The organism is Pseudomonadales bacterium (assembly GCA_024234215.1).
Classification (GTDB): domain Bacteria; phylum Pseudomonadota; class Gammaproteobacteria; order Pseudomonadales; family UBA5862; genus JACKOQ01.
This window is the reverse complement of the sequence record JACKOQ010000004.1, coordinates 212,811-224,343: the sequence shown is the minus strand read 5'-3', so window position 1 is coordinate 224,343 and position 11,533 is coordinate 212,811. Positions and strand designations below refer to the sequence as shown.

Here is an 11,533-nt window from a genome sequence, read left to right as displayed (position 1 = left end):
CTTGGTATAATGGCGGCGAAGTGAGCCCCCGAACGCGGGCAAAATAACGAGAAGGTGCCTATGGAACTGTCGATGCGCGACTGGCTGTTCATGATCGGCGGGCTGTTGATTCTGATCATTCTGGCCGATGGCTTCCGGCGCGTGTGGCGGGCCCGGCGCAACGCGATCCGGGTCAGGCTCGAAGAGGATGTCAGCTTCGACCCACTGGAGGAGCTCGACCTGCTGCGCGGTGAATTGCCAAGCGGTGGTGCACGCCCCAAGGTGCGCGCCTGCAACGGTCACGAACCAGAACCGGCGCCGGCAACCGAATCGGCCACTGACTCCACCCCCCCGCAGCGCCCGGTCAGCCCGATGACCCAGCAGCTGCTGTTCGAGGATGAGTGTGACACCACGGCCGACGAGGTCGAGGAGGCACCCATTGAACCCGAGGTGCTGGCGATCCATCTGCTGGCGCCGGCGCCGGTCAATGGCCAGCGTCTGCTGGAACTGCTGCAACAGCAACGGCTCGAATTCGGTGAACGGGCGATCTTTCACTGCCACAAGCAGCGCGGCGGCAACAAGGGTGAACTGCTGTTCAGCGTCGCCAACCTGCTGGAACCCGGCACCTTCGATCCGGAACAGGCCGACCAGCTCGAAACCATTGGCGTGGTGCTGTTCCTGACCCTGCCCGGTCCGGCCCGGCCACTCGATGCCTTCGATGAGATGCGCCGCATGGCCGAGCTGCTGCGCCGCGCGCTGGATGGCGAGCTGCGCACCAGCACGCAGGAGCCCTTCAACACCCAGGCAGTGCGCAGCTACCGCGCCACCATCCGCCGCTTCATCGAGAAAACCACCAGCGCATCGGCAGCGCAATGAGCGAGCCACCAGCAGCTGCCGAGCCGGCGCAGCAGATTCGGCGGCTGCGCCAGGCCATCGAGCAACACAACTACAATTACTATGTGCTCGATCAACCAACGGTTCCGGATGCGGAGTATGACCGGCTGCTGCGTGAGTTGCAGGCACTGGAGGCGGCGCACCCGGAGCTGGTCACGCCCGACTCGCCGACCCAGCGGGTGGGCGCGGCACCACTGGCCAGCTTTGCCGAGGTGCAGCATGCGCTGCCGATGCTGTCGCTGGAGAACCTGTTCACTGCCGATGAGGCAAGACAGTTCGACCAGCGCCTGCGGGAACGGCTCGGCCTCGATGTCGCCATCGACTACAGTTGCGAGCCGAAGCTCGACGGCGTTGCGCTCTCGCTGCGCTACCAGCGTGGACAACTGCTGCAGGCCGCCACCCGTGGCGATGGCTTTCGCGGTGAGGATGTCACCCTCAATGTGCGCACCATCAGGGCCATCCCGCTGCGGCTTGCCGGCAACGACCACCCCGAGCAGCTCGAAGTGCGCGGCGAGGTCTACCTGCCGCTGGCCGGCTTCGAACAGCTCAACCAGCGGGCACGGGCAGCGGGCGAGCGGGAGTTCGTCAACCCCCGCAACGCCGCCGCCGGCAGCCTGCGCCAGCTCGATCCACGCATCACCGCGACCCGGCCGCTGCGCTTTTGCAGCTACGGCGTCGGCCTCGTCGAGGGCGGGCCACTGCCCGACCGCCACAGCGCCATCATGCAGCAGTTGCAGCAGTGGGGCTTGCCGACCAGCCGCGAAGCAGCACTGGTGCAGGGCGCCGAGGGCTGCCTCGACTACTACCGGCGGCTGCAACAGCGGCGGGGTGAACTCGGCTTCGAGATCGATGGCGTGGTCTACAAGGTCGATCGCCTCGACTGGCAGCAGCAGCTCGGTTTCGTCTCGCGGGCGCCACGCTGGGCGGCGGCCCACAAGTTTCCGGCCCAGGAGGAGTTGACCGAACTGCTCGATGTCGACTTCCAGGTCGGTCGCACCGGTGCGGTGACCCCGGTGGCCCGGCTGAAACCGGTCTTCGTCGGCGGCGTGACCGTCAGCAACGCCACGCTGCACAACATGGAGGAGATCGCCCGGCTCGACCTGCACATCGGCGACACCGTCATCGTCCGCCGCGCCGGTGATGTGATTCCCAAGGTGGTGCAGTGCGTGCCGGAACGCCGGCCCGCCACGGCCCGACCGATCCAACTGCCCAGTCAATGCACGCAGTGCGGTTCGGCCATCCTCAAGCCGCCCGGCGAGGTGGTGGCACGCTGCAGCGGCGGACTCTACTGTCCAGCACAGCGCAAGGAGGCGATTCGCCACTTCGCATCACGACTGGCGCTCGACATCCAGGGGCTTGGCGAGAAGCTGATCGACCAACTGGTCGAGCAGCGGCTGGTGGAGAGCGTGGCCGACCTCTACCGGCTGACCACGGCGCAACTCACTCCGCTGGAGCGCATGGGCGAAAAGTCGGCCAGCCGGATCGTGGCGGCGATCGACGCCAGCAGGCAGACCACGCTGGCCAGGTTTCTCTATGCCCTGGGCATCCGCGAGGTCGGCGAAGCCACCGCCAACGCCCTGGCCAACCACTTCGGCGAGCTCGACGCGGTGATGGCCGCCGATCGTGAAACCCTGCAACAGGTGGCCGATGTCGGTCCGGTGGTGGCCGAGCAGATCCACACCTTCTTTCGCCAGCCGCACAACCTTGAAGTGATCGCGGCGCTGCGCAGTGCCGGCATCCACTGGCCGACCGTCACGCCGGCCACGGCCAGCGCCGGTCCGCTGGCCGGCAAGACGGTGGTGATCACCGGCACCCTCGCCACCCTGTCACGCGATGCGGCCAAGGCGCAACTGACGGCCCAGGGTGCCAAACTGACCGACAGCCTGTCGGCGCGCACCGACTATCTGGTGGTGGGCGAAAATCCCGGTTCGAAACTGGCCCGCGCACAACAGCTCGGCACGCCCCAGCTCGATGAAGCGGCCTTCATCGAACTGCTGAGTCAGTCACGCTGCTGATCGGCACGCCCGGCATGCTGTCAAAAACAGGTTAACATTAACCGGTAGAGTCTCCCGGCAAGCGGGCGACACCGCGCATTCAAGGAGTCAGCATGCGGCTTTTGGTTACCGGCGGCGCCGGTTACATCGGCAGCCATGTCACCCGGTTGCTGGGTGAGGCGGGCCATGAGGTGGTGGTGCTCGACAACCTCTCCACCGGCTTTCGTCAGGCAGTGCTGAGCGGCGAACTGGTGGTGGGTGACCTCTGCGACACCGCACTGCTCGACCGGCTGTTCCGCCAGCACCGCTTCGAGGGGGTGCTGCACTTCGCCGCCAACATCGTGGTGCCGGAATCGGTCGCGAATCCGTTGAAGTATTATCGAAATAACAGCTTCAACGTCTTGAATTTGCTAGAAGTAATGCATAAACATGAGCCGCGTTATCTGATCTTTTCTTCCACTGCGGCGGTCTATGGCATGCCGCAGAGCGCGCTGGTCAGCGAAGAGAGCCCGCTGCAGCCGATCAACCCCTACGGTGCTTCCAAGATGGTCAGCGAGCGGATGATCATCGACCATGCCGCAGTCAGCGGCCTGCGCCATGTGATCCTGCGTTACTTCAACGTCGCCGGCGCCGACCCCGGTGGCCGGATCGGGCAATCGACCCCGGCGGCCACCCATCTGATCAAGGTGGCGGCACAGACCGCCCTCGGACTGCGTCCGGCCCTGCAGATCTTCGGCACCGACTACCCCACCCCCGATGGCACCTGCATCCGCGACTACATCCATGTCGAAGATCTGGCCAGCGCCCATCTGGCCGCGCTGAATCACTTGGCCGCCGGTGGCACCAGCGAACTGCTCAACTGCGGCTATGGCCATGGCCTCAGCGTCAGGGAGGTGGTGCAGAGCGTCAAACAGGTCACCGGCGTCGACTTCGCGGTGCAGACCAGCGACCGACGCCCCGGCGATCCGGCCCAGTTGGCGGCCGACAACCGCCGCATTCTCGCCACGCTCGACTGGCGGCCGCGTCACGATGACCTCGAAACCATCGTTCGCAGCGCCGTCGACTGGGAGCGGCGGCAACTGAACCATCCATGGCGAAACTGATCGAAGCGCACAGCATCGATCAATGCCCTGACCTCAACCCGATCCAATCCAAGGACTGCCCCATGATCAAGAAATGTCTGTTCCCGGTGGCCGGCTACGGCACCCGTTTTCTGCCCGCCACCAAGTCCATGCCGAAGGAGATGCTGCCGGTGGTCAACAAGCCGCTGGTGCAGTACGCCGTCGAGGAGGCGGTCGAGGCCGGTCTGACCGAGATCGCCTTCGTCACCGGTCGCAGCAAGCGGTCGATCGAGGACCACTTCGACAAGAGCTATGAGCTGGAGCATCAGATCGCCGGCAGCGGCAAGGAGCGCTACCTCACCGGCATCCGCAAAATCATGGACAGCTGCACCTTCTCCTACACCCGGCAGCGGGAGATGAAGGGGCTGGGCCACGCCATCCTGACCGGCCGCACGCTGATCGGCGAGGAGCCGTTCGCGGTGGTGCTCTCGGACGACCTCTGCATCAACCAGGAGGAGGCGGTGCTGACGCAGATGGTGAAGCTCTACAAGCAGTTTCGCTGCAGCATCGTCGCCATCGAGGAGGTGCCGCCCGAGGAGACCAACAAATATGGCGTCATCGCCGGCGAAGAGATGAAGGAGGGACTCTACCGCGTCCACGACATGGTCGAAAAACCCAAGCCCGAGGATGCCCCCAGCAACCTCGCCATCATCGGCCGCTACATCCTGACGCCCGACATCTTCGACATTCTCGAGAAGACCCCACCGGGCAAGAATGGCGAGATCCAGATCACCGACGCCCTGCTGACCCAGGCCAAGGATGGTTGCGTGCTGGCCTACAAATTCCGTGGCAAACGGTTCGACTGCGGCAGCGTCGATGGCTTCATCGAAGCCACCAACTACTGCTACCAGCACTGCTACCGCGACATCTGATCGCTGCATCCATGAAGGAAGATGGCATGACCCAGGACTACCGCTGCTTCAAGGCCTACGACATCCGCGGCCGCATCCCCGACCAGCTCAATGACGAGATCGCCTGGCGCATCGGCCGCGCCTTCGCGGCCTACCTCCAGCCACGCAAGGTGGTGGTCGGGCACGACATCCGCCTCTCCAGTCCGCAGATGGCCGCCGAGGTGATGCGCGGCCTGCGCGAGAGCGGGGTCGATGTCTATGACATCGGCCAGTGCGGCACCGAGGAGGTCTACTTTGCCACCTTCGACTACCAGTTCGATGGCGGCATCATGGTCACGGCCAGCCACAATCCCAAGGATTACAACGGCATGAAGCTGGTGCGCGACAACGCCCGGCCAATCAGCGGCGACACCGGCCTGTTCGAGATCAAACGGCTGGCCGAGCGTGGCGAGTTTGTCGATGCCGAGGTTCAGGGCAGCCACTACACGCTGCAACACCGCGCACGTTACATCACCCACCTGCTCGGCTACATCGATGCCAGCGCACTCAAGCCGCTGAAGCTGGTGGTCAACGCCGGCAACGGTGGCGCCGGTGAAGTGATCGACGCACTGGAACCGCTGTTGCCGTTCGAGTTCATCAAGCTGCACCATGCGCCCGATGGCCACTTTCCCAACGGCGTGCCCAACCCGCTGCTGCCGGAGAACCGGCCGGCCACCATCGAGGCGATCCGCACCAGCGGCGCAGACCTCGCGATCGCATGGGATGGCGACTTCGACCGCTGCTTTCTGTTCGACGAAACCGGTGCCTTCATCGAGGGGTACTACATCGTCGGCCTGCTGGCCGAAGCCTTTCTGCGCAAGGCCCCCGGCAGCCGGATCGTCCACGATCCACGCCTGACCTGGAACACCATCGACATCGTCGAACGGCTGGGCGGCAGCCCGATCCAGAGCAAGACCGGCCACGCCTTCATCAAGGAGCGGATGCGGGCCGAAGATGCCATCTATGGCGGCGAGATGAGCGCCCACCACTATTTTCGCGACTTTGCCTACTGTGACAGCGGCATGATCCCCTGGCTGCTGACTGCCGAGCTGATCAGCCGCAGCGGCAAGCCGCTGTCGCAACTGGTGCGCGAGCGGATGGCGAAATTCCCGGTCAGTGGCGAGATCAACCGCCGGGTCGAACAGCCGGAACGGCTGATTGCCGAGATCGAACAGCGCTTCGCTGCGCAGGCAGTCGATCTCGACCACACCGATGGCCTGAGCATGCAGTTCGACGACTGGCGCTTCAACCTGCGCATGTCCAACACCGAACCGGTGCTGCGGCTCAACGTCGAGTCGCGCGGTGATCCGGCATTGATGGAGCGCAAGACCGCCGAGCTGCTGGCGCTGATCGGCGGCGTGGCGTAGCCGGGCGGGCCACACGCCTGCCCCAATCGGCAGCCGGGAGGCTATCATGCCACCTGCAAAGCCCATCACCATCGGAGCGTACCAATGAACTCCTACCGTCGGCTGAGCCGGTTCGATCGCCTGCTGGGCGAACTGCAACACTGTGTCGAGACGCTGTCGCGTACATCGACCTCGGCCCGCCCCACACCGGGTGCGCAGCTGCCAGAAGCCGATCTGAGCGAGCGCGAACGGCGGCACGCCGCCGGCCTGATGCGGGTCAACCATGCCGGTGAAGTCTGTGCCCAGGCGCTCTACCAGGGGCAGGCGCTGACTGCACGTCTGCACAGCGTGCGCAGCCAGATGGAGCAGGCCGCGGAGGAGGAGCGCGACCATCTGGCCTGGTGCGAAGCGCGGCTGGAGGCACTGCAGAGTCACACCAGCCGGCTCAATCCACTCTGGTATGGCCTGTCGTTCGGCCTTGGCGCCGCTGCCGGTGCGGTGAGCGACCGGGTCAGCCTCGGTTTCGTCGCCGCCACCGAAGAGCTGGTGGGCAGACACCTCGAAGCCCACCTCGACACCCTGCCGGAGGCGGATGCCAAAAGCCGGGCGGTGGTCGAGGAGATGCTGTGCGATGAGCTACAGCATGCCCGCAGCGCGCTCGATGCCGGCGGATTCGACTTTCCCGCGCCGATCAAACTGGCCATGCATCTGGCCTCCAGGGTGATGACCCACAGCAGCTACCACCTGTAACCGGCTGCTGTTTAGCCCGGCACCACCGCGCTTCGGCCAGTGCCGGGCGGTCACGGTGAATTTCCGCGAGAGCTCTTTTATCCGGGCGCATCGAGGCCGTACACTCTCAGGCCGCTGCCGGAGCGACGCCTTGTGCCCACCCACCCCAAAAGAGCCGAGCCATGACTCAGGAACCCGCCTGGTACCGCGATGCAATCACCACCCCCTTTGTCGAAGGCGTGGTCGAGGTGGCCGGCTGCCCGATTCACTACCAGCACTGGTCAAACCCCGGCGCGCCGGCGCTGCTGCTGGTGCATGGCTATGCCGCCCATTCGCACTGGTGGGACTTCATCGCGCCGCTGCTGCTCGACCAGTACCAGGTGGTGGCGCTCGACATCTCCGGCTGCGGCGAGAGCGGTCACCGCGACCACTATGACCTGGCCACCTATGCCGCCGAGCTGATGGCCGTTGCCGAGGCGACCCGGCTGCCCGAGCCCTTCACGCTGATCGGCCACAGCTTCGGCGGCGGCATCGTCCTCAAGGCGGCGACACTCTATCCGGAACGGCTGCGCGGCATCGTGCTGGTCGACTCCTCGGTGGTCCGCCCGCCGGGCGAAGCATCGCAGCGCCGTACCATCGGTGCGCTGCCGACCATCGTCCATCCCGACCTGCCCACCGCCATCGAGCGGTTCCGCCTGATCCCGCCGCAGCACTGCCCGAACCAGTTTCTGGTCGATTACATCGCCCGCCACTCCTACCGGCAGAGCAGCGAAGGCTGGCAACTGAAGAGCGATGCCAAACTGCTCGGCCGTTTCGAACGGGAGGATCAGACCGATGCGCTGCTGGCGCTGCGCTGTCGCTTCGGCGTGATCCATGGTGGCCTGAGCTCGACCTTTCGCGCGGAACAGCGCGACTATCTGGCCTATGTGGCCCCGCCGGGTTCGCCCTTCGTCGAACTGCCCGGCGCCAACCATCACCTCTTCATCGACCAGCCGCTGGAGTTTGCGGCGCAGCTCAAAACGCTGCTGGCACAGTGGTAGCAGACCGAAGACCACGGAGCGTCCGCAACCGCCATCCGGCAGCGGAATTCCGTCTCGATTGAACGGCACTGCGTCAGAAAACCGTCCATTCGCCTGACCTGCCCATGCCTCGCCAAGGAAGTGACGGCCAGAGCCACAGTTTCACACGCCATTCCCGGCCAATTCGCCCTCATCTTCGCTTGGCATCGTGCTTGCTATGACCTGGTGTCATCCGATTTTTGACGCAGGCAACCCATGGCAAAAGAGAAAGAAAACGATCAGGAACAGGAAGCGAAAGCTGGCGGCGGCAACAAGAAAGCCATCCTGATCATCGCGCTGGTCGCAGTGGTCTGTCTGCTGCTCGGCGGCGGTGGCGGCTACCTGCTGTTCTCGGGCGGGGAGAAAGAGAGCAAGAGCACGGCCGGCGGCAAAAAATCCGACAAGGCGAGCAAAAGCGAAAAATCGGCAAAAAAAGAGGAGGGCGAAGAAGAGGCCGCCACGGATGCCGAGGAGGGCGAAGAGGGCACCGAAGAGGCCAGCCCCAAGCCGCCGGCGCAGTACAGCAACATGAAGCCGCTGACCGTCAACTATACCGTCAATGGCAAGCCACGCTACCTGCAGGTCTCCATCTCGGTGATGAGCCGCGACCCGGCCGTCAACAGCTTCGTCGAGGCCAATCAACCGCTGCTGCAGAACAACCTGCTGCTGATCATGGGCAATTACAGCTTTGACCAACTGGGCACGCTGGAAGGCAAGGAGAAGCTCCGTGCCGCCTGCTTCGATGAGGTCCAGAAGGTGATCCACAAAGAGCTGGGTGAAGAGCACAACATCGAACAGGTGCTGTTCTTCAATTTCATTCTTCAGTAAGCCAAGCAGATCGCCGATGAGCCTACAGGACCTTCTCAGCCAGGACGAAATCGACGCGCTGCTCCATGGCGCGGATGATGGCGCCAAGGGCGATGACCGCCTCGGTCTGCCGGGCGAAATCACCCCCTATGATCTGGCCACCCAGGACCGCATCGTCCGCGGCCGGATGCCGACACTGGAGATGATCAACGAGCGCTTCGCCCGCTACATCCGCATCAGCCTGTTCAACCTGCTGCGACGCAGCGCGGAGGTGCAGGTCGGCGGCGTGCAGGTGATGAAGTTCGGTGAGTACGTTCACACCCTCTATGTCCCCACCAGCCTGAACATGGTGAAGTTCAGGCCGCTGCGTGGCACGGCGCTGTTCATTCTCGACGCCAAGCTGGTCTTCAAGCTGGTCGACAACTACTTCGGCGGCGAGGGGCGTCACGCCAAGATCGAGGGCCGTGAATTCACCCCGACCGAAAACCGCATCGTGCAACTGATGCTGGGCTATGTCTTCAAGGATCTGTGCGAGGCCTGGTCGCCGGTCCTCAAGATCGATCTGGAGTATGTCAACTCCGAGGTGAACCCGGCGATGGCCAACATCGTCACGCCGAGTGAAGCAGTGGTGGTCAGCACCTTTCACATCGAACTCGATGGCGGCGGCGGCAACCTGCACATCACCCTGCCCTATTCGATGGTCGAGCCGATCCGCGACATTCTCGATGCCGGCATGCAGAGCGACAGCAACGAGGTCGACGATCGCTGGGCCAAAATCCTGCGCAACGACATTCTCAACTCCTGTGTCGACATGAACTGCACGCTCTACCAGATACCGGCATCGCTGCGGGATGTGAAAAACCTCAAACCCGATCAGGTGCTAGGCGTCGAGATGCCCGAAGAGGTGACCCTCCACGCCAATGGCGTGCCGATCTTCGTCTGCAAGCTCGGCGTCTCCAATGGCAAGTATGCGCTGAAGGTGCTGCGCAAGGCCGAACTGATCTAGTCATCACGATGAATCGAACATGGAGACACTGCCATGAGCAATGAAAAAGGTTCCGGACGCAGCGATGAAGAGCTGGCAGCCGAGTGGGGCCAGGCGCTTTCCCAACAGGAGAGCGAGGGCGACTGGTCGGCAGCACTGGATGAGCAGAAAAAACAGGAGAACCTCTACGGCCGGGCCAAACCGGTCAAGCTCGAGGAGTTGAGCAGCGAGGGCAACCACGGCGCGGGTCCAGCCGATCTGGCCAACCCCGACCTCGATGTGATTCTCGACATCCCGGTCACCATCAGCATGGAGGTCGGCAGCACGCCGATCACCATCCGCAACCTGCTGCAACTGAGTCAGGGCTCGGTGATCGAACTCGACCGGCTGGCCGGTGAACCCCTGGATGTGCTGGTCAACGGCACCCTGATCGCCCATGGCGAAGTGGTCGTGGTCAACGAAAAGTTCGGCATCCGCATGACCGACGTGGTCAGCCCTTCCGAACGCATCAACCGGCTGCGTTGAACCGGAGCCGCCATGAAGAGACTTTCCAGAACCGCCATCGCTTCTCTGACCCTGCTGCTGAGCGGTGTCAGCATGGCGCTGCGGGCTGCCGAGCACAGCGCCGTGGCCGAACCGCTGTCGTCGTCGCAGTCGATCATGCAGATGCTGTCCGGATTGGCGGTGGTGCTGGCACTCTTCATCGCCTTGGCCTGGCTGCTGAAGCGCTTTGGCCGCGGCCAGCTCCACGGCGGCGGCACGCTGTTCCGCACGCTGGGCGCCATGCCGGTCGGCACCCGTGAGCGGCTGCTGCTGATCGAGATCGGCGGCGAGCAGTTCGTGCTGGCGGTCACACCCGGCCAGATCAGCAAGATCCACCACTTCGAACAGCCGATCGCCCTGCCGGAGCCGGGCAGCGACAGCGATTTCGCCACCCGACTGAAAAGCCTCATCGAGCAGCGCCGGAGCGCACCATGAAACGCACCCCGCTGCTGACGCTGACCCTGCTGGGCCTGCTGCTCTGCGCAACGCCGAGCTGGGCCCGCGACCTTGGCATCACCGCACTGAAGATGACCGCCAACCCCGATGGTGGTCAGGAGTACTCGGTGACCCTGCAGATTCTGATCATCATGACCGCGCTGACGCTGCTGCCGGCGCTGTTGATGATGATGACCGCCTTCACCCGCATCATCATCGTCTTTTCGATTCTGCGTCAGGCACTGGGACTGCAACAGACCCCCTCCAACCAGATTCTGCTCGGGCTGGCGCTGTTTCTGACCTTCTTTGTCATGGCGCCGGTCTTCAAGCAGGCCAACGAAGTGGCACTGACACCCTATCTGAATGAGCAGATCGGCTTCGAGCAGGCGCTCGAACGCGCCTCGGAGCCATTTCGCCACTTCATGCTGGCGCAGACCCGCCGCAGCGACCTCGAACTCTTCGTGCAACTGAGCCAGCAACCGCCCGTCGCCGAGCCAGAGAAAATCGACTTCGCCACCCTGGTGCCAGCCTTCGTCACCAGCGAGCTGAAGACCGCCTTCCAGATCGGGTTTCTGCTGTTCATCCCCTTTCTGATCATCGACCTCGTCGTTGCCAGCGTGCTGATGGCGATGGGGATGATGATGCTGTCGCCGGTCATCATCTCGCTGCCGTTCAAGATCATGCTGTTCGTGCTGATCGACGGCTGGGTGCTGCTGATCGGCAACCTCGCCGCCAGCTTCGCCACCTAGGGC

12 protein-coding genes are annotated in these 11,533 nt (G+C 64.0%); all 12 read left to right on the top strand.

The features are described from left to right. The first annotated feature begins 72 nt into the window (after positions 1 to 72). The 12 genes from H7A13_09475 to fliP all read left to right on the top strand — a co-directional run bounded on the left by H7A13_09475 (position 73) and on the right by fliP (position 11,530). Entirely contained in the window at positions 73 to 855 is a 783-nt protein-coding gene (locus tag H7A13_09475; protein ID MCP5333566.1) for a cell division protein ZipA C-terminal FtsZ-binding domain-containing protein, read from the top strand. Next, on the top strand, positions 852 to 2,888 hold the full coding sequence (gene ligA / locus H7A13_09470) for an NAD-dependent DNA ligase LigA (GenBank protein ID MCP5333565.1): 2,037 nt from the start codon (positions 852 to 854) through the stop codon (positions 2,886 to 2,888). The genes H7A13_09475 and ligA overlap by 4 nt, the downstream gene beginning before the upstream one ends. Before the next feature lie 92 nt (positions 2,889 to 2,980). Then, a complete protein-coding gene (galE, locus tag H7A13_09465) occupies positions 2,981 to 3,970 on the top strand; it encodes a UDP-glucose 4-epimerase GalE (GenBank protein ID MCP5333564.1) in 990 nt (329 codons plus the stop codon). Positions 3,971 to 4,032: 62 nt separating this feature from the next. Next, entirely contained in the window at positions 4,033 to 4,860 is an 828-nt protein-coding gene (galU, locus tag H7A13_09460; GenBank protein MCP5333563.1) for a UTP--glucose-1-phosphate uridylyltransferase GalU, read from the top strand. Between the two features lie 26 nt (positions 4,861 to 4,886). Further along, the gene (locus H7A13_09455) at positions 4,887 to 6,245 is read left to right on the top strand and encodes a phosphomannomutase (GenBank protein ID MCP5333562.1); all 1,359 of its coding nucleotides are present in this window, start codon (positions 4,887 to 4,889) and stop codon (positions 6,243 to 6,245) included. Positions 6,246 to 6,329: 84 nt separating this feature from the next. After that, a complete protein-coding gene (gene coq7 / locus H7A13_09450) occupies positions 6,330 to 6,974 on the top strand; it encodes a 2-polyprenyl-3-methyl-6-methoxy-1,4-benzoquinone monooxygenase (protein MCP5333561.1) in 645 nt (214 codons plus the stop codon). A 161-nt stretch (positions 6,975 to 7,135) separates the two neighbouring features. After that, positions 7,136 to 7,993 carry an alpha/beta hydrolase gene (locus H7A13_09445; protein ID MCP5333560.1) on the top strand — a complete coding sequence of 286 codons (858 nt, stop codon included), beginning with the start codon at positions 7,136 to 7,138 and terminating at the stop codon, positions 7,991 to 7,993. A 234-nt stretch (positions 7,994 to 8,227) separates the two neighbouring features. Then, positions 8,228 to 8,839 (top strand): flagellar basal body-associated FliL family protein, encoded by a 612-nt coding sequence (locus H7A13_09440; protein MCP5333559.1) that lies wholly within the window; start codon positions 8,228 to 8,230, stop codon positions 8,837 to 8,839. A gap of 16 nt (positions 8,840 to 8,855) precedes the next feature. Beyond that, entirely contained in the window at positions 8,856 to 9,824 is a 969-nt protein-coding gene (fliM, locus tag H7A13_09435) for a flagellar motor switch protein FliM (protein ID MCP5333558.1), read from the top strand. A 33-nt stretch (positions 9,825 to 9,857) separates the two neighbouring features. Continuing rightward, entirely contained in the window at positions 9,858 to 10,328 is a 471-nt protein-coding gene (gene fliN, locus H7A13_09430; protein ID MCP5333557.1) for a flagellar motor switch protein FliN, read from the top strand. A 12-nt stretch (positions 10,329 to 10,340) separates the two neighbouring features. Then, complete coding sequence (fliO, locus tag H7A13_09425) at positions 10,341 to 10,781, top strand: flagellar biosynthetic protein FliO (protein MCP5333556.1); 441 nt, start codon at positions 10,341 to 10,343, stop codon at positions 10,779 to 10,781. Continuing rightward, complete coding sequence (fliP, locus tag H7A13_09420; GenBank protein ID MCP5333555.1) at positions 10,778 to 11,530, top strand: flagellar type III secretion system pore protein FliP; 753 nt, start codon at positions 10,778 to 10,780, stop codon at positions 11,528 to 11,530. The genes fliO and fliP overlap by 4 nt, the downstream gene beginning before the upstream one ends. The last annotated feature ends 3 nt before the right edge of the window (positions 11,531 to 11,533 follow it).